The 16,133-nt window shown below is 57.7% G+C and carries 17 protein-coding genes; 1 reads left to right on the top strand and 16 read right to left on the bottom strand.

The features are described from left to right. From FH039_RS01365 to FH039_RS01295, 15 genes are all read right to left on the bottom strand, one after another. Window positions 1-1,221, bottom strand: a complete 1,221-nt coding sequence (locus FH039_RS01365; RefSeq protein WP_139679920.1) for an alanyl-tRNA editing protein — start codon at window positions 1,219-1,221, stop codon at window positions 1-3. A gap of 10 nt (window positions 1,222-1,231) precedes the next feature. Beyond that, window positions 1,232-1,993 carry a methyl-accepting chemotaxis protein gene (locus FH039_RS01360; protein WP_139679919.1) on the bottom strand — a complete coding sequence of 254 codons (762 nt, stop codon included), beginning with the start codon at window positions 1,991-1,993 and terminating at the stop codon, window positions 1,232-1,234. Window positions 1,994-2,002: 9 nt separating this feature from the next. Next, the gene (locus FH039_RS01355) at window positions 2,003-2,770 is read right to left on the bottom strand and encodes an oxygen-binding di-iron domain-containing protein (protein WP_139681545.1); all 768 of its coding nucleotides are present in this window, start codon (window positions 2,768-2,770) and stop codon (window positions 2,003-2,005) included. Window positions 2,771-2,872: 102 nt separating this feature from the next. Beyond that, window positions 2,873-3,517 carry a V-type ATP synthase subunit D gene (locus FH039_RS01350; protein ID WP_139679918.1) on the bottom strand — a complete coding sequence of 215 codons (645 nt, stop codon included), beginning with the start codon at window positions 3,515-3,517 and terminating at the stop codon, window positions 2,873-2,875. Window positions 3,518-3,544: 27 nt separating this feature from the next. Further along, a complete protein-coding gene (locus tag FH039_RS01345; protein ID WP_139681544.1) occupies window positions 3,545-4,936 on the bottom strand; it encodes an ATP synthase subunit B in 1,392 nt (463 codons plus the stop codon). A 5-nt stretch (window positions 4,937-4,941) separates the two neighbouring features. Beyond that, on the bottom strand, window positions 4,942-6,699 hold the full coding sequence (locus FH039_RS01340; protein WP_139679917.1) for an ATP synthase subunit A: 1,758 nt from the start codon (window positions 6,697-6,699) through the stop codon (window positions 4,942-4,944). A 6-nt stretch (window positions 6,700-6,705) separates the two neighbouring features. After that, on the bottom strand, window positions 6,706-7,014 hold the full coding sequence (locus FH039_RS01335; RefSeq protein WP_139679916.1) for a V-type ATP synthase subunit F: 309 nt from the start codon (window positions 7,012-7,014) through the stop codon (window positions 6,706-6,708). Next, on the bottom strand, window positions 7,011-8,111 hold the full coding sequence (locus FH039_RS01330) for a V-type ATP synthase subunit C (protein WP_139679915.1): 1,101 nt from the start codon (window positions 8,109-8,111) through the stop codon (window positions 7,011-7,013). The genes FH039_RS01335 and FH039_RS01330 overlap by 4 nt, the downstream gene beginning before the upstream one ends. A gap of 5 nt (window positions 8,112-8,116) precedes the next feature. After that, a complete protein-coding gene (locus FH039_RS01325) occupies window positions 8,117-8,728 on the bottom strand; it encodes a V-type ATP synthase subunit E (RefSeq protein WP_139679914.1) in 612 nt (203 codons plus the stop codon). 42 nt (window positions 8,729-8,770) lie between these two features. Then, window positions 8,771-9,259 (bottom strand): V-type ATP synthase subunit K, encoded by a 489-nt coding sequence (locus tag FH039_RS01320; RefSeq protein WP_139679913.1) that lies wholly within the window; start codon window positions 9,257-9,259, stop codon window positions 8,771-8,773. Between the two features lie 15 nt (window positions 9,260-9,274). Continuing rightward, window positions 9,275-11,254 (bottom strand): V-type ATP synthase subunit I, encoded by a 1,980-nt coding sequence (locus FH039_RS01315; protein ID WP_139679912.1) that lies wholly within the window; start codon window positions 11,252-11,254, stop codon window positions 9,275-9,277. Between the two features lie 2 nt (window positions 11,255-11,256). Then, window positions 11,257-11,568 carry a V-type ATP synthase subunit H gene (locus FH039_RS01310; RefSeq protein WP_139681543.1) on the bottom strand — a complete coding sequence of 104 codons (312 nt, stop codon included), beginning with the start codon at window positions 11,566-11,568 and terminating at the stop codon, window positions 11,257-11,259. A 147-nt stretch (window positions 11,569-11,715) separates the two neighbouring features. Beyond that, window positions 11,716-12,408, bottom strand: a complete 693-nt coding sequence (locus FH039_RS01305; protein ID WP_139679911.1) for a potassium channel family protein — start codon at window positions 12,406-12,408, stop codon at window positions 11,716-11,718. Further along, a complete protein-coding gene (locus tag FH039_RS01300; RefSeq protein WP_139679910.1) occupies window positions 12,408-13,931 on the bottom strand; it encodes a preprotein translocase subunit SecD in 1,524 nt (507 codons plus the stop codon). The genes FH039_RS01305 and FH039_RS01300 overlap by 1 nt, the downstream gene beginning before the upstream one ends. After that, window positions 13,928-14,842: a protein translocase subunit SecF gene (locus FH039_RS01295; RefSeq protein WP_139679909.1), complete on the bottom strand. Its 915-nt coding sequence runs from the start codon at window positions 14,840-14,842 to the stop codon at window positions 13,928-13,930. The genes FH039_RS01300 and FH039_RS01295 overlap by 4 nt, the downstream gene beginning before the upstream one ends. Window positions 14,843-15,175: 333 nt before the next feature. Here FH039_RS01295 and speD point away from each other — a divergent pair, with 333 nt between their 5' ends. Beyond that, window positions 15,176-15,601 (top strand): adenosylmethionine decarboxylase, encoded by a 426-nt coding sequence (gene speD / locus FH039_RS01290; RefSeq protein WP_139679908.1) that lies wholly within the window; start codon window positions 15,176-15,178, stop codon window positions 15,599-15,601. A gap of 6 nt (window positions 15,602-15,607) precedes the next feature. On the opposite strand, the gene FH039_RS01285 is transcribed toward speD, so the two are convergent. Next, window positions 15,608-16,132 (bottom strand): hypothetical protein, encoded by a 525-nt coding sequence (locus FH039_RS01285; protein WP_139681542.1) that lies wholly within the window; start codon window positions 16,130-16,132, stop codon window positions 15,608-15,610. Window position 16,133 lies beyond the last annotated feature (1 nt).

Below are 16,133 nucleotides of genomic sequence, written 5' to 3'. Positions count from 1 at the left end.
TTAGGTCGAAAGCTTCCCCCTCAATTTTTCAAGGGCCAGCTCCAGAACTTCCTCCGGCGATGCCCTGAAGCCGCCTCCCCTTGCGAGCACTTCACTGCCACCCCCGCCGCCACCGGCCTCTGACAGAACCTCCCCGAGCAGCTCCTTCATTGAGATTCCCGCAATGTTTTCATTTTTGGCAAATATCACGTAGTTCTCCCCGGCCACCAGGGCCACCGTGTTCGGGTTCTTGTCCACGAGGTACACCACAAAGGCCTGGGCGTCCTTCATGGGGGCGTCTTCTATGTACGAGACCACCCTCACCCCGCCGATTTCCCGGGCCTCTTCCAGAAGTGCCTTAGCCTTCCACCTCCAGAGTTCCCGCCTCAGGTCGTCCTTCTCCCCCTCGAGCCTTTCCATCTCCGCCTTAAGCTCCCCCACGCGCTCGACCAGGGGGCGGTTCTTGTTGGGCATCTCGTCCAGGGATTCCCAGTAATCCTTAAGAAGCTCGTTAAGGTGATTTAATGCCCTGTTCCCGCAGACGAACTCGATGCGCCAGAGGTCCCGGGACTTCTTATAGAAACGAAGTACCTTTATGAAGCCAATCTCTGAGGTGTTTTTCACATGGGTTCCGCCGCAGGGGGTTCTGTCAACGTTCCCGATAGTGACTATTCTGACCCTGTCGGTGACCTTGCTCACGTGCTTCCTCAGGGTCTCGGCGATATCATCCGGGAGGTACTTAAACTCCTCAATCGTAACCGGGATTCCCTCCAGGATTACTCTGTTTGCCTCTATTTCAGCGGCAGTTATCATCCCCCAGTCGAGTTCACCATTAACCTCAATCTTGTTGTAGTTCTCGAAGATCTGAAATCCGGTCGTGTCGAGGTTGTAAAGCCTCTTAAGAACCGCAGACAGTATGTGCTGGCCGGTGTGGTTCTTCATGTTCTCGTATCTCCACTCCCAGTCCAGTCTGAGCCGTACCTCCTCACCCTCCCGGGGAAGCCTTCCTGTGATGGTTCCCTCATGCCAGATTTCCCTCCGCTCTTTAACCCTCGTTACCTCCACAACAAAGTCTTCCCCCTCTATGAGTCCCCGGTCGGAGGGCTGGCCCCCGCCTTCGGGGTAGAAAATCGTCCTATCCAGAAGAACCTCCACGAGACCGTTGCCCAAGTCCTTAACCTCAACGATCTTCGCGGTGGTCTCCCTAACATATGGATCCGAATAGTAAAGCTTTTCCGTCATAACCAGCACCTCACGATTTACCCAATTCCTCCTGTTCCTTCGCGTACTCACTAACCATCATCCTAAGGAGGGACGCGAGCTCCTTGTTGTACCTGTCCTGCATATCCGCGAACTTCTCCAGCGCCAGTGATATTCCCTTGAGCCGTCTGATATCGTTGACTATCTCCTCCTGCTCCCTGGAAATCTCGTCGAGAACGGAGCTTATCTCGACCATGGTCTCGATGTCCCTGCCGAGTATTTCCGTTCCCTCCTTGATCCTATCCATGACCGCCAGGGCATCCCGGAGGGTTTCAAGCTGGCTCATGACGCGGGTGTTGAAATCCTTGATCTCCTTGGCGAGGTTCATCGTCTGAACCGCCATCTTGCGGATTTCATCGGCGACGACGGCGAAGCCCCTACCCGCTTCACCCGCGCGGGCAGCCTCTATAGACGCGTTGAGGGCAACGAGGTTCGTCTGCTTGGCGACACCCGCTATCGAGTCGCTTATCCTTGAAACGTACTCAAGGTTCTCGACCAGGGTATTGAATTCCCTGGCAAAGACCTCAAAGCGCTCGAAGAAGGGCAAAAACTCCTCCTGAAACCTCTCAAGTTCCTTCATCACCTGGGACAGCTTCTCGATGTTTTCGATTATTATCATGTTGTTTTCCGTGAACTGCCCGCTTATCTCCTCGGCCAGTTCGCTGATGATTTTACTGGACTCCCTGCTGGAGGTCTTTATACGAACGGACTGGGCCAGCGCGCTCGATGCCTTCTCGATGCTTCTGACGTTCATGGTACCACCTCAGCGGTAGAGGTCAACACCGCATTTGAGGTTTCTCAGGAAGTCGTAAAAGCGCGGTATGAACTTCTTCGGTATAATCGCCCCATGCTGTGGCAGTATTGCCTCGACGTCAAGGTAGCTGACGCGATCGAGCCAGGCTTTTATGGCCCTGCTCGTCGGCATCAGCCTCTCGTGGACTGGTTTCATCGCCTGTATATGCCGCTCCATGCTCTCAACAACGATGTATGGATCATCGAGAATTGCTATGCCTATGTCCCCGCTAAAGAGGAACCTGCTTCTCCTGTCGTATATGGTAAAGTGGCCAGGACTGTGGAGGAAGTGAGCAGGGATGAACTCGAGGGTCGTTGCGCCAAATGCCATCGATTCACCCTCGTCAGGCAGTTCATGCGTGACCGCCCTGGCATCCTCGAAGCCGAAGTGGGGCAGGAACCTCGTCCAGAGCCAGTGTGTAACGATCTTCGCGTTGCTGACCTCCCTCCAGAGGGGAAGGCTTCCCGCAACATCGGGGTCCTGGTGGCAGATGTAGACGTACTCGATGTCCCTCGGATCCACGTACTTGGAGGCGTTTGCAAGGACCTTGGAGAATATCTTGTACCCTCCAGGGTCTATGAGGATGCCCTTACCCCTGCTGACTATGAGGTAGCTGTTGACATCGACGTCCTCTCCCCCTTCCTGAGTGCCGAGATAGACCACCATGTGTTCGTCATCCCTGTAGAGAACGTGGTCCTTTCTCGGGTCAAGGCCAGGCTCGATGAAGTACTCCCCCATCCTCACCACCGGGGGATAGTTACGAAGAAGGAATATTTAAGCGATTTGCCTACACAACCACCTACATAAACGCCCGGAGGGAAAAAGAATGCAATAAACGGCTCAGGAGCCGCTCCTGGCCTCTATCAGGGCCTTGACCCTCTTCAGCCTGAAGAAGTTCTCGCGCTCCATCTCGTCGAGGCGCTGCTTGATGAACTTCACCGTGGCCTCCATGCGGGGGATTATGATGTACTCGAGGGCATTAACGCGCCTCTTTGTGACCTCTATCTCCCTCGCGAGCCTCTTGAGTGTCTCCTCCACCTCGGCGAGGCGGACGGCCAGGTCGAGAACCTCCTCGAACTTCTCGGCGGCGAGGTCGACCTTGGCGGAGCTGGAGACGAAGGCGTAGCCGCGCTCATTCGTGTTCCTCCTGAAGGATTCCGCCTCTATGAGTGGAACCGGAACGCCCATGACGTTCCTCCGCTTTATCTCGACCTCCCTGTTGGGCTCGACGCTGAGGCTTATCTCCCTGAGGCGGAGCATTCCGACGTCTGTCTCCGCCGCCTGAAGGGCCCTGAAGGCCTCGTCCATCTTCCTGCCAAGCTCCTCCCTGAGCTGGAGCGCCTCATCGTATATCGTGAAGAACTCCATGATGAGGGCATCCTGCTTGTCCTTGAGGAGCTTGTGGCCCTTCTTGGCCAGCTTAATGCGCCTCTTGAGGTTCAGGAGCTCCATACGGGTGGGCTTGACGTTGAGCAGCTCTGCCATCTCGACCACCTAAAGATTGAGGGGAGGTCAGCCCTCCCTCTTCCTGTACTTGGGGTGGTACTTGAGGATGTACTCCTTCCTGACACGCTTGAGCTCGCTCTCCGGAAGCTCGGCAAGGAGCTCCCAGCCGAGGTCGAGGGTCTCCTCGATGCTCCTGTCCTCGTCGTAGCGCTGGGCGACGAACTCCTTCTCGAAGCGCTCGGCGAACTTGAGGTACTTCCTGTCGGTCTCGCTGAGGGCCTCCTCACCAACGACGGCGACGAGGTCCCTGAGCGACCTTCCTTCGGCGTAGGCCGCGTAGAGCTGCTGGCTGAGCTGCGGGTGGTCGTCCCTGGTCATGCCCTTACCGATACCGTCCTTCATCAGACGGCTGAGCGACGGAAGGACGTCAATGGGCGGGTAGATACCCTTCCTGTGGAGGTCCCTGCTGAGGACTATCTGGCCCTCGGTGATGTATCCGGTCAGGTCGGGAATCGGGTGGGTTATGTCGTCGTCCGGCATCGTCAGGATGGGCACCTGGGTGATGGAACCCTTCCTGCCCCTGACACGACCGGCGCGCTCGTAGATGGTGGCCAGGTCAGTGTACATGTAACCCGGATAACCGCGCCTGCCCGGAACCTCTTCCCTCGCCGCGGAAATCTCACGCAGGGCCTCGGCGTAGTTGGTCATGTCCGTGAGGATGACGAGCACCTGCATGTCGTAGTCGAAGGCGAGGTACTCGGCAACCGTCAGCGCCATACGCGGGGTGATAATACGCTCGATTGCAGGGTCGTCGGCGAGGTTGAGGAACAGGACCGCCCTCTCTATTGCTCCGGTCTCCTCGAAGCTCTTCTTGAAGAAGTTGGCCTCCTCGTAGGTGATACCCATGGCCGCGAAGACGACGGCGAACTGCTCCTCCTCGCCGAGGACCTTCGCCTGCCTGGCTATCTGGGCGGCGAGCATGTTGTGCGGAAGACCGGAACCGCTGAAGATGGGCAGCTTCTGGCCGCGGATGAGGGTGTTCATTCCGTCTATGGCAGAGACACCGGTCTGGATGAAGTCCCTGGGATAAGCCCTCGCGACCGGGTTGAGGGGAGCACCGTGGACGTCGCGCCTGTCCTCCGGGATGATCTCCGGTCCGCCATCGATCGGCTTTCCGATGCCGTTGAAGACCCTTCCGAGCATGTCCATGCTGACCGGAACCTTGAGGGTCTCTCCGGTGAAGCGGACGCGGGTCGTTTTGACGTCGAGGTCACGGGTTCCCTCGAAGACCTGGACGATGGCCATGTCTTCCCTGGCCTCGAGGACCTGACCCTTTCTCTTCTCGCCCCTCTCGGTTTCTATCTCAACGACCTCACCGTAGGCGACGCCCTTGACACCCTGAACTATCATGAGCGGCCCGTAAATCTTGCTAACGGTTGAGTACTCCATTCCCGGCATCGGCATCACGCCCCGTACCTCTTGAAGAGCTCCTCAAACTGAGCGTTCGTCTCATCCATGAGAGCCCTGACGTTCTCAAGCTCGGGCTCGTACTTCATACGGCCTATCTTCTCCCTGACCGGGAGCTTGGCTATCTCGTCAACCGGAACGCCCCTGTCCACGGCCTCCATGGTCTTGTCGTAGAAGTTGAGGATAACCCTGAGCATGGTGACCTGCTTCTTGGGCGGGCAGTAGGTGTCAACCTCGTCGAAGGCGTCCTGCTGGAGGAAGTCCTCACGTATCATCCTGGTGACGATGAGCACCGCCTTCTCCCTGTCCGGCAGTGCATCGGGACCGACTATCCTGACTATCTCCTGGAGCTCGGCCTCCTTCTGGAGGAGCTCCATGGCCCTGTCGCGCATGGCCTTCCATTCCGGATCAACGTTCTGGTGCCACCAGTCCTTGATGGCGTCGACGTAAAGCGAGTAGCTCCTGAGCCAGTTGATGGCCGGGAAGTGCCTTCTCCTCGCCAGGTCGGCGTCGAGGGCCCAGAAGACCTTGACGACACGGAGGGTGTTCTGGACGACCGGCTCGCTGAAGTCTCCACCGGGCGGCGAAACCGCTCCAATGACCGAAACGCTTCCTACCCTCTCCTCGCTTCCGAGGGTCACGACGCGGCCGGCACGCTCGTAGAACTCCGCAATCTTACTGGCGAGGTATGCCGGGTAACCCTCCTCACCCGGCATCTCCTCGAGACGGCCCGAAATCTCACGGAGCGCTTCCGCCCACCTGCTCGTTGAGTCGGCCATGAGGGCGACGTCGTAGCCCATGTCCCTGAAGTACTCGGCGATGGTGATTCCGGTGTAGATTGAAGCCTCACGGGCAGCGACCGGCATGTTCGAGGTGTTGGCTATGAGAACGGTCCTCTCCATGAGCGGCTTTCCGGTCTTCGGGTCCTTGAGCTTCGGGAACTCCTCAAGGACGTCGGTCATCTCGTTTCCGCGCTCACCGCAGCCTATGTAAACAACGATCTGGGCGTCACTCCACTTGGCGAGCTGGTGCTGGGTAACGGTCTTTCCGGAACCGAACGGACCGGGGATGGCAGCGGTTCCACCCTTGGCCTGGCTGAAGAAGGTGTCTATGGTCCTCTGCCCGGTGATGAGCGGAACCTCCGGCGGGAGCTTGTTCTTGTAGGGCCTCTTAACACGGACGGGCCACTTGTGGTACATCTTGAGCTCCTCAATGCTCCCGTCCGGCTTCTTGACCTTCGCAATGACCTCCTCGACGGTGTAGTCGCCCTCCTCGGCGATCTCGACTACCTCACCCTCCACCCAGGGGGGAACGAGGATCTTGTGCTCGATGATGCTGGTCTCAGGGACAACGCCGAGGATGTCTCCACCAACAACCCTGTCGCCGACCTTGACCCTGGGCGTGAAGTGCCACTTCTTGTCCCTCGGAAGGGCCGGGGCGGTGAGACCTCTGGCTATAAAGTCTCCGCTGAGGTCCCTGAGGGCATCAAGCGGCCTCTGAATTCCGTCGTACATGGCGGTGAGCAGTCCGGGACCGAGCTCAACGCTCAGGGAGGCACCGGTTCCCTCGACCGGCTCACCCGGTCTTATACCTGCAGTCTCCTCGTAGACCTGAATAACAGCCCTGTCACCCTCAAGGCGGATGATTTCTCCTATGAGACCCATTTCGCCGACGCGAACGACCTCGTACATCTTGGAGCCCTTCATATCGTCGGCGACGACCAGGGGACCCGTAACACGAATTATCCTTCCCATTTCCTTTCACCTCTTCAGCTCAACACCAATTGCCCTCCTAACTATCTCCTTAATCGCCTCTTCGCCGAACCTAGAGCCGGACTTGTCCGGCACCTGAAGGATGATCGGAAGCGTAACCTCGGGTATCTCAACCCTCTGGGCGAACCTCTCCGTTATGAGTATTATTCCCACGTCGCCCCTCTCGATAAGCTCCCTGAGCTTGTTCCTGAGCCTCTCAAGCTCGAGAGGCGTGTCCTCAAAGGAATAAACCTCATGGGCGCCGGCCAGCTTGAAGCCCAGCGCCGTGTCCCTGTCCCCGAGCACGGCTATCTTCATGCGGCATCACCCGCCATCTCCTTTATCCTCTCTGGCTCGAGGCCGTCGCTGATGAGCTTGGCTATGGCCCTGAGCTTCCTGACTTCCCGCTCCTTCTGAAGGACGTAGCCGAGCGGCGCGGCCACGCTGAGCGGGTAGAACCTGTTGAACTCGTTCACCCGCGTGAGGATGTGCCTCTCAAGGGCCCTCTCAAGGACGCTCAGGTCCCTCTCAACCTCCTCCCTGACGTCCCTGATGACCGGGCCGTACTTGGTGGAGTCCAGCTCCGCCAGTGCCATGCTCAGGTCGTCCACGTGCAGGAGCGGGTCGAGTTTAACGCTCCCGCCGGGTATGAGCATTGGCCTTATCTCCTCGGCGGACATTCCAGCGGCCTTGGCCCTGAGGACCGTCAGGATGTTCAGCTTGTCTATCTTCAGCCTGACGAACTCCTCGAGGATAACGCGTTCATCCTCCTTCCTGGAGAGGGCGTAGCCGAGAAGCTTGCCGTAGTGCATCCTGTAGAGCTCGGTCTCAAACTCCCTGGGGGTTATCTCGCCGAGGATGAGCTTCTGGTAGGGCTCCTCGTAGGGGGTGCCCTCGAGCACGACGAGTATCTCCTCCATGGTTTTGGCCCCTGCGATGGCCTTGATCTTCGGGAGCATGGTTCCGATTTCGATGACGTAATCACTGGCTGGCTCCCCCGCCAGCTTGGCCTTGACGACGCTCGCCACGTTCCTGACGTCCCACTCCTCAAGCATGAGCCTGAAGAAGGGGGCGGACCTCTTCGGGAGGATTTTAACCATCAGCTCGTAGGTTCCGGCCAGGGCTCTCTCCAGGGCCCTCTCTATGGATTCAACGTCGTAGCCCGAGAGGTCGGCGAAGTAATCCCTGTAGTCGGTGTCCTCAAGACCGACGACGAAGTTCTGGAGCGTCCTGCTCTCGGCCAGCTCGTTGAACCTCTGCTCTGTGAGGAGCTTCGCCTCCATCGCCCTTATCCTGGCGTTGGGGTAAGAGTAGGGGGTGTATTTCCAGATTATCCTGGCCGTTTTGTATCCCACCCACGTGAACACCACTGCGAGGGTAGTGTCCAGTATTCCGCTCACCGCTCCTGGTTCCATCGCCCTCACCCGAAGAGAGCCTTGGCTATTTCCGCCCTGAGCTCGCCTTCAAACCTCTCTATCCTTGACTCGAAGGTGTTGTCAACCCTGACTGTGCCGTCGGGGGTCTCGACGACGAGGCCGCCTATGGTGCCAACCGGCTCGCCGAGGCTCACCTCGATCTCCCTGCCGAGCCTCTCGCCGAGGGCTTTTCTGAACTCATCGGCCCTCTCCGAGAGGAGCTTCAGAGTCCTCTCGTTGGAGCGAACGACGACGCTCTCGGAACCGAGCTCCCCAACCGCCTGAACCGCAAGGTCAACGAGCATCGGGAAGTACTCCTCGTCGGGAAGCTCCGCAAGCCTCTCACGAAGCGCGGTGATGACCTCCTGGATGAGCTCCTCCTGAACGGCGAGCCTCTTCTTCCTGACCTCGAGGCGGGCGTTGGCTACTATCCTCTGCTTCTCTATCTCTGCCTGGGTCTGGGCCTTCCTCATTATCCACTCAGCCCTAGCCTCGGCCCTCTTCCTCGCATCCTCCTTGATCTGCTCCGCTTCCTTCTGGGCCTCACTGAGGATGTACTGTATCTTCTGCTCCGCTTCCCTGTTTATCTCCTGAATGATCAGCTCTGCTCCATCCATCCTCCTTCCTCCTCGCTGCTATAAAGAAAGTTTTGGACGGAGTCAGAAGCCGACTCCGGTAACTATCATGATCAGGGCACCGACGAGACCGAAGATGGCCATGGTCTCGGCCATAGCGGCGAAGATGATTCCCTGGGTGAAGGTCTTCGGGTTCTTAGCGACGGCACCGATACCGGCGCTGGCGATGATACCCTGCGGGATGGCCGAGAGGCCGGTGAGACCAACCACGAGACCGGCACCGAGGAGTATGGCACTCTTAACGACGTTGTCCATGTTGGTCGGGTCGGTGAACTTGAAGCCGCCACCGAGGATTCCCGAGACCATCAGGATGAGGAACAGGGTGATGAGGCCGTATATACTCTGGGTCATTGGGAGACCCTCAAGGATGAGGGCGTTCTTGAAGTTCTTCTCATCCTCGGCGACGACTCCTGCCGCTGCTGCACCTGCTATACCAACACCGAAGGCCGAAGCGGCTCCGGCGAGACCGGCCGCAAGGGCCGCACCAAGGGATACGTAAACTATCGGGTCCATCTTTCATGCACCTCCTTAAGCTTCAAACTCCAACTCGGAAACTTCTCTTTTTGCCCTGAAGGGCTCGAAGGGTTTACCTTCACCTGAATAGAACGTACCGAAAAATTCAACGTACTGGAGACGGAGCGAGTGGACGAACGCTCCGAGGGCGTTGATGGCGACCGAAAACAGCTGGCCGCCGGCAAAGAGTATGAGACCTATGACTATGCCTATTGGAACGGGGCCTATGCTTACACCCCAGACCATCTGCACGAGGATGTTGATGACCATCGCTATTCCTGCCGTCGCCAGGGCCAGCGCCATCAGCCTCGCGTAGCTGAGCCAGCTTCCCACGAAGCCGAAGAAGTCCGAGATTATCAGCAGCACCGCCAGCCCGCCGTTGTTGACTACCTCTCCTATCGCGAAGAGCACCAGACCTATTCCAAAGAGCGCCTTGCCGGCGGTTCCGGCGCTCGGGCTGCCGCTTCCGAGCACGAGGGTGACTATTCCAAGTATAATGAGCATCCATGACAGCTGGTCGAGTACTGCACCCTTCTTGTCGCCGTTCTTGAACTTGACCACGAAGCCCAGGGTGTAACCCAGGAAGAGGTGGGCTATGCCTATCGCGAGGGCGAGCTGGAGCACCACGAGGGCGTCCTGGAAGGTGTCCCAGACGCGCGGGACGGTGAATCCAGCGAGGTCGAGGGCGTTGCCGAAGTAGCTGCCGAAGATGGCGCCCATGATCATGGTGAAGAACGAACTGATGAGCAGGGTGTAGGAGAACTTGTAGGTGCCGTCGTTGAACTTCCTGTGTCCCTTGACGAGGAGCGCCGCGATTATGGCTATGATGAGACCGTACATGAAGTCGGTGAGCATGAAGCCGAAGAAGAACGAGTACGTGAAGGTTATTATCGGGGTCGGGTCTATCTCGTCGTACTTGGGAACGCCGTACATCTCGGTGAGCATCTCGAAGGGTCTCGCCCAGCCGGGGTTCCTGAGCTTTATCGGAATCTCGTCGAGCTCCTCCGCACTCGGTTCGCGGACGTTGATGTAAGCTTTGCCCTCGGTAACCCTCTTTATTCCCTCGAGAACCCTGGGAACATCCGCCCTGGGGAGCCAGCCGGTCAAAGCGAAGGTCATGTTGGTTCTGGCGAGCATCGGAAGCACCGTGGATTTGTCGCGCTCGTTCTCCATCAGCTCCTGGTAGAAGACGACGTCGTCGTAGTACTTCTCCGCCAGCATCTCGGCATCTTTCCTGGCGCTCTCAAGCTCTTCCTCCTTTTTCTTGAGCTTCTCCTCGTAAACCGCTATGAGTTCCTTCGGCGTTCCCTCCCCCTCGGGAACCTCGAGCCTCTCGAGGGAGTACTTAGCTAATATCGGGTTGGCCTTCTCGTAGTCGCGCTTGAGGAAGGCGAAAACGGCTAAAACCTTGTCCTTGAACTCCTTGGAGACGACGACGGCCCTTCCCTCGGTGGCCTTCTCGACCTCCTCAACGAGGGGCCTGAACTTGTTCCTGTCAACGGTACCGACGACTATTTCAAGCATGCCCGTTGATTTAAGGTACGAAACGTCGAGGTTGAGCGCGGAGAGCAGCTCAAGAATCGCGATGTCGTTCTTTATCCTCTCGATCTCGGTCTGGGTGGAGGTTATCTTGCCCTCAACCGCCTTTATCTCGGGCTCGACCGTGGCCAGGAACGCCTCAACGTCCTTGATGAGCTTCTCCACTCCCTCGTACCGGTACTTCTTCTTCGCCCTCTCGCTCGGGAAGATAAACTCCCTTATGCCGCCCCCAGTCTGTTTCTTGTACACCTTGAGGAAATCGACGAGCCTGGATATGGTTATGCTGTACGAGGCGGCCTTCCTGTGGTACTCGTTCGGCGAGTCCTTCTGGGCCACGTCAACGCTGAGCTCCCTTATCTCAATCACGCCGTTCTCGTGGAGGTAGGTGAGAAGACTGTCCTTGTAGCGGTTGAGCGTGATGACCTCTATTTTGACCATCTCTTCAGGCTTGAACATCGTCAGCTCCCTCTCACGAGTGCTATACCAGCCGAGATGGCCCTCTCAAAGTTGTTGGTGGCCTTCACCTTGAGCTCCTCTATCTCAGCGTTGCCCTCCTCGAGGACCTTTTTGGCCTCCTCCTCGCCCTCAGCGCGGGCCTTCTCGACGAGGGCTTCCGCCTGAGTCTCAGCGTTCTGTATTATCTCCCTCTCGAGAAGCTTGGCCTCCTCGCGGGCCTTGAGCACTATCTCCCTGGCATCCTCCTTGGCCTTCTCGATGCGTGCCTCGGCCTGCTTCTCTGCATCAACAATCTGCTTGATGACGTCCTCCATGATTAGCCCCCCAATGACCCTGAAAACAGGTTTCCTCACACGTCGCTTTTGGCTTCCCTAACCGGTTTAAATAGTTTTTGGCATCCACGCCAAAGATATGACGAGGAAAGAACAGAGATGGACATAAAAGTTGAAAAGAATGTCATATTAACTTTCATTGTTGGGTTTTCTCCTTTCGAGGAGACCCTTCACGCTGTCCAGTATGCTGTTCTTGGCGAAGACTATGACCTGACCCCTCTCCGGGAGCTTCGTGTCGCCGGACGGGATTATCAGGTTGCCCTTCTCGTCGTAAACGGCTATCATGAGCGCATCCCTGGGCAGTTTGAGGTCGCGGACGTACTTGCCCGCTATCTCGCTGTTTTCGTCGATGGTGAAGCGGACTATCTCGGCGCCCTCCTTCGGGAAAAGGACGCGGTCGAAGCCCGGCGTGACTATGTTCCTGCTTATGTACTCCGCCGCTATCTCCTCAGGACTGATGACGAAGTCGAAGTAGCGCTTGAGGTCGGTTACCTCCTCGAAGATGCGCCTGTTCTTGGGGTTCCCCAGCCTGAGGGAGGTTTTCACCTTGGGGTTCAGGTGCTTTGCCAGTATGCAGGCCAGCAGGTTGGCGTCGTCCTTGCCCGTCAAAGCCGCGAAGGCGTCCGCCTGCTTGATGTTGGCCTCCTCGAGGGTCTTCGGGTCGGTCGCGTCGCCCTCGATAACCAAACCGTTGATGAGGAGGGAGAGCTCCTTGGCCCTCGCCTTGTCCATCTCGATTATGGTGACGTCGTGGCCGTCCTCCTCGAGCATCTTGGCGACGAGGAAACCGACCCTTCCCGCGCCCATTATCACGACGAACATCAGTCCTCACCGAGCAGGTATTTTGCTATCTCCGCGTAGGCCGGCCTGGTGATGAGGATTCCGATGAGGACGCCGAGTATGGTGGTGAAGGCGAATCCCTTGAGCGTTCCGACGAAGTAAACCAGCAGGAAGCTCATGGCCGCTATGGTCGTCGCCGCGGAGGCGAAGATGACGAAGAACGCCCTTCCCATCCTCCTGAGAACGCTGGCGCGCCTGGTTATCCTGGTGCTTCTCTCACCGCTGAGGAGTTCGTCGGTTATGACTATCTGCTGATCGACGCCGGTACCGATCGCCGCGATGATACCCGCGATGCTCGGGAGGTCGAGGTTCCAGTTTATGAGGGACGCGAAGCCGAGGATTATTACAACCTCAAAGAGGCTGGTGCTCGCGACGGGGATGGCAATCCTCCAGTTCCTGTAGTGGAAGTATACGATCAGGAGCACCGCTATCAGGGCGGCGAGACCGGCGTAGAGGGCCTGGGTCCTGAAGTTCTCCCCGAGGCGCGGGGATATGAACTCCATGCCGACGACGTTGAGCTTGACCGGAAGCGAGCCGCTCTTGAGAACGGTGTATATCGTGCTGGCCTCCTGCTCTGCGGTGAGCCTGTCCGGGGCGGCTCCGGTGATCTGAACGTCCTGCTGGGGTTCACCGACCGTGAGACCCTCACCGAGGGAGTAGGGGCCGTAGAGACCGAGAACCCTTACTATAAGTGCGTGATCGCTCTCGCCGGGGGCCCTCGGAACATAGCGAACCGTGAGGTTCATTCCCTCGAGCCGGGTCTGCAGGTCCTGCGGGACATCGACGAGGACTATCTTATCCTTGCCCTCCGCGAGTTTGGCTATCTCATCCGCGCTCTGGTTGGCGTAGGCGACGACGGTTACGTTGAAGGCCTGGCCGATCCTCTCCATGAGGGTCGGGGCGTTCGGGGCCTCGGCGTTGAAGTCGGTGCTGTTCATGAGCCTGTAAACCGAGTCCGGAACCACCATCAGGGAGTTGACCGGGGGATCGAGGAACATGTCAACGGGCCAGCCCTTCTTACCGTAGGCGAGTTCGGCGAACTTCTCGGCGGCACCCTTGGATATCCTGAACGGAACGGCCCAGCTGTTGTCGGGCTTTATCTGATATATTCCAACGTACTCAACGTCCTCACCGGTTCCGAACACGGTTCCGCTGAACTCCATGTAGAACACACCCTGACTCTCGATGACGGACTTTATCTGGTTGGCCTCCTCCGCGGTGCTGACGTTGGCGACCTTGATGAGGACTATCTGGTCTCCCTGCGCCTCGACGGTGATGTCCCTCAGTCCAAGGGTGTTGAGCCTCTTCTGGAGCGAGCTGACGACGAGCTGCATCGTATCGCTGTCAACGGGGTGCTCCGTCTGGGCGACGAGGGCAACGCCACCGGATATATCGATTCCAAACGTCAGGGGCTTGAAGGCCAGGGTGGCCACGGAGCCCACGAGGAACAGGGTGAGCAGGATTATCCTCCAGTTGAGGAGAAGGTTCCTGGTTCTTCTCTTCATTCGCTACCACCCCTTGCCGGGCTTGAGAGGTACCACTTCAGCACGCCGGCGTTAAGAACCCACGTGTTCATGAAGTCCGCGAGCAGACCGAAGATGAGGACTATGGCAATGTTGTCGATGGTCTGGCTGGTGGATATGATCCAGAGCACGAGCAGGGCGCCGAGGGTGGTTGTGCTCATCGTGAATCCGGTAGAGACCGCGCTCAGGTATGCTTCATCCACGCTGTCCTCCTTCCTTCTGAGGAGTTTGGTGGTCAGGAGGATGTTGCTGTCAACGGTGTAACCGATGAGCATGAGCAGGGCCGCTATCGTGGCCGTTGTCAGCTCAATGCCGAAGAGGCCCATGAGGGCGACGGCTATGGTCATGTCAGAGAGGGCCGAGAAGATTATGGTCATCGACGGCACGAGGTTCCTGAAGAACAGGAACACCACCACCGCCATTGCGAGGAACGCGAAGACGAGGGCCCGTATTCCCTGCTGCTGGGCGATTTTACCGAAGGTGGGCTGAACCTCGCTGTGGGTGTACTCCGCGTTGGGATAGTCGTGCTTCAGTATCTTTATTATCTCCGTGGGATCAGTACCGACGGGAGCGTAAACCCTGATACCGCTGGTATCAACGCTGGTGAAGCTCTCGACCCTCACGTCCACTCCCAGCTGGGCGCTCAGGGTCTTGGCGAGCTCATCGGGGTTCGCATCGATTCCATAGGCGGTGACGACCACACCGCCCTGGAGGTCTATTCCAAGCGTGGGGAAGTTAACCGCGAGCAGAATCAGAGCCACAAGGAATACCACCAACGGATACAGGATCATTCTTTTGTATTCCATCTCGGCCAGAAAGCCAAGCTTCTTTCGTTTCCTTGCCCTCACGGCGTCACCGGCCGTGGGCTTTGCCTTAGTTTTAGGCTTCGACATACCTTCACCCCGTCGTTAGTTTTTGCAAAACTTGTCGTTAGTTGGAAGCATGAGTTTTAAAATTAGTGGTTCATGCCTGGAAATGGCCAGCGATGAGCAGACCAAACGGGGGCGGAGAGGGGGCTTAATTAATGAAATAGCCTTCAAATCGGGACTAAGCCCAATCCCCCAGGAGCTTTCGGAAAATTTCAATAACAGCCAGAATTTAACAGTTCAATGCATTCCAGGCCAATTCAAAGCAGTTCAACGGCAGAACGGCCCGTCCATAGTTCCCCGCTCAAGGGCTTAACTTTAAAAAGGGTACGTAATAGGAGCAACAAGAGGTGAGAGACCATGAGCGAGATAGAGACCATCGGGTTCCACTACGTTGTCGAAGCGGCAGGTTGCGATCCTGAGGTTCTCGGTGACGCTGACAGGATAAGGCAGATATTCCTCGACGCGGCCAAGGTCAGCAATATGGAGGTCAAGTCAAGCTATTTCTTCAAGTTCTCCCCGACCGGTGTCAGCGGCGTCGTCATAGTCGCCGAAAGCCACATCTCGGTCCACACCTGGCCTGAAAGAGGCTACGCCGCTCTGGACGTCTACACCTGCGGCACCAAGGCCGACCCCGAGAAGGCCGTCGATTACATACTCGAGCAGTTCAAAGCCAAATACGCCCACGTCAGCGAGATAAAGAGAGGCATCGAGGAGGACGACGACACCTACACCCACATGATAATGACGTGGGAAGAGGCCCTCAGAAAGAACGGGAAGGGATAAGAGGTCTCATAGAAGCTTTTCTATCTCTTTTACCCTGTCCAGCGCGTCGTCCAGGATTCTCTTGACGTTCTCAAGCTTCGCCTTCAGCTCCCTGTTCTCCTCCTCGAGGGCCCTGACCTTCCCCTCGAGTTCCTCCTTCTCCCTCTTGAGCCTCTCGTACTCCTCAAGTGCAACCAGCTGACCACCTTTTGCCAAAACCTCGACGTTCCTAACGAGCTCATCGAGCTTGCCACCCTTTATGAGCTCGTAGGTCTCCCTGACGAGCTGACCGGCCTTGGTCTCGCCCCTGAGGTGCTTCCTTATCGTCGCCTCGGTCCTGCCGAGCTCCTCGGCGATTTCTCTGACGGTCATGCCGGCCTTCTCCCTCGCTATCGCCCCGGCCGCTACCGCTAAGCTGTCCACCCATGTCAGCCTCTCCGCAGGGTCCTTGATGAGCTCTATGACCTCCGGCCTGAAGAGCGTCGCGAAGAGGAGCACGCTCTCAAGCCTGTGTATCTCTTCCCTCCCGAGGGGGTTGAGGGGAACCTCCACC

Origin of the sequence: Thermococcus indicus (assembly GCF_006274605.1) — an archaeon.
GTDB lineage: Archaea > Methanobacteriota_B > Thermococci > Thermococcales > Thermococcaceae > Thermococcus > Thermococcus indicus.
Note: the sequence above shows the minus strand (reverse complement) of the source record. Positions and strands in the feature narration are given on the sequence as shown.

Bases quoted from the DNA above. Each gene is read 5' to 3' on its own strand.
- FH039_RS01365 (WP_139679920.1), bottom strand. From the start codon at position 1,221: ATGACGGAAAAGCTTTACTATTCGGATCCATATGTTAGGGAGACCACC.
- FH039_RS01360 (WP_139679919.1), bottom strand. From the start codon at position 1,993: ATGAACGTCAGAAGCATCGAGAAGGCATCGAGCGCGCTGGCCCAGTCC.
- FH039_RS01355 (WP_139681545.1), bottom strand. From the start codon at position 2,770: ATGGGGGAGTACTTCATCGAGCCTGGCCTTGACCCGAGAAAGGACCAC.
- FH039_RS01350 (WP_139679918.1), bottom strand. From the start codon at position 3,517: ATGGCAGAGCTGCTCAACGTCAAGCCCACCCGTATGGAGCTCCTGAAC.
- FH039_RS01345 (WP_139681544.1), bottom strand. From the start codon at position 4,936: ATGCCGGGAATGGAGTACTCAACCGTTAGCAAGATTTACGGGCCGCTC.
- FH039_RS01340 (WP_139679917.1), bottom strand. From the start codon at position 6,699: ATGGGAAGGATAATTCGTGTTACGGGTCCCCTGGTCGTCGCCGACGAT.
- FH039_RS01335 (WP_139679916.1), bottom strand. From the start codon at position 7,014: ATGAAGATAGCCGTGCTCGGGGACAGGGACACGGCGCTGGGCTTCAAG.
- FH039_RS01330 (WP_139679915.1), bottom strand. From the start codon at position 8,111: ATGGAACCAGGAGCGGTGAGCGGAATACTGGACACTACCCTCGCAGTG.
- FH039_RS01325 (WP_139679914.1), bottom strand. From the start codon at position 8,728: ATGGATGGAGCAGAGCTGATCATTCAGGAGATAAACAGGGAAGCGGAG.
- FH039_RS01320 (WP_139679913.1), bottom strand. From the start codon at position 9,259: ATGGACCCGATAGTTTACGTATCCCTTGGTGCGGCCCTTGCGGCCGGT.
- FH039_RS01315 (WP_139679912.1), bottom strand. From the start codon at position 11,254: ATGTTCAAGCCTGAAGAGATGGTCAAAATAGAGGTCATCACGCTCAAC.
- FH039_RS01310 (WP_139681543.1), bottom strand. From the start codon at position 11,568: ATGGAGGACGTCATCAAGCAGATTGTTGATGCAGAGAAGCAGGCCGAG.
- FH039_RS01305 (WP_139679911.1), bottom strand. From the start codon at position 12,408: ATGTTCGTCGTGATAATGGGCGCGGGAAGGGTCGGTTTCCTCGTCGCC.
- FH039_RS01300 (WP_139679910.1), bottom strand. From the start codon at position 13,931: ATGAAGAGAAGAACCAGGAACCTTCTCCTCAACTGGAGGATAATCCTG.
- FH039_RS01295 (WP_139679909.1), bottom strand. From the start codon at position 14,842: ATGTCGAAGCCTAAAACTAAGGCAAAGCCCACGGCCGGTGACGCCGTG.
- speD (WP_139679908.1), top strand. From the start codon at position 15,176: ATGAGCGAGATAGAGACCATCGGGTTCCACTACGTTGTCGAAGCGGCA.